Annotated in this window: 1 pseudogene; it reads right to left on the reverse strand. The window is 52.4% G+C overall.

Annotated features, from left to right (window positions below):
* A pseudogene (locus GRP75_RS30230) lies at window positions 1-511 on the reverse strand (GH32 C-terminal domain-containing protein); the annotation flags it as partial.

The raw sequence follows: 511 nt of genomic DNA on the forward strand, positions 1-511 counted from the left end.
GATTCCGTCTGGTGCGAGCTGATCCTTTTCGGGTGCCAGGGCCACGGGAAGATCACGCCAATGCACCAAATCCTGACTTACCCAATGTCCCCAATGGATCTGATGAAAGAACGGCCCATGCGGGTTATGCTGATAGAACAAATGATATTGCCCGTCAAAATAGATCGGTGCATGGGGTTCGTTCATCCAATGGGCTGGCGGGCTAACATGATATTGCGGTCTGTGCCGATCAAGCAGCAGTGGCGTCCGGTCCAGCTTGATCTCGTCATAGTTTAATTGCGGCCGGATACCTTTGTGAAAGGTATCCAGCACATGCCGATAAGAAGCGGCCACTTCTTCCGCGCTCAGCGCCCGATTATAAATCTTGAGTTCATCAACGATACCGCTAAACATGTGCACGCTGAACACTTCCGCCAGCAGGCTGCTATGGTTATTCTTGCCGATAAGAAGATCCAAGTCCGTCGCCTCAGCTAGGCGGGAACCACGAGGCAAGGCTGCCGAAGCAATTTCA

The organism is Paenibacillus sp. OT2-17, assembly GCF_009827695.1.
GTDB lineage: Bacteria > Bacillota > Bacilli > Paenibacillales > Paenibacillaceae > Paenibacillus > Paenibacillus polymyxa_B.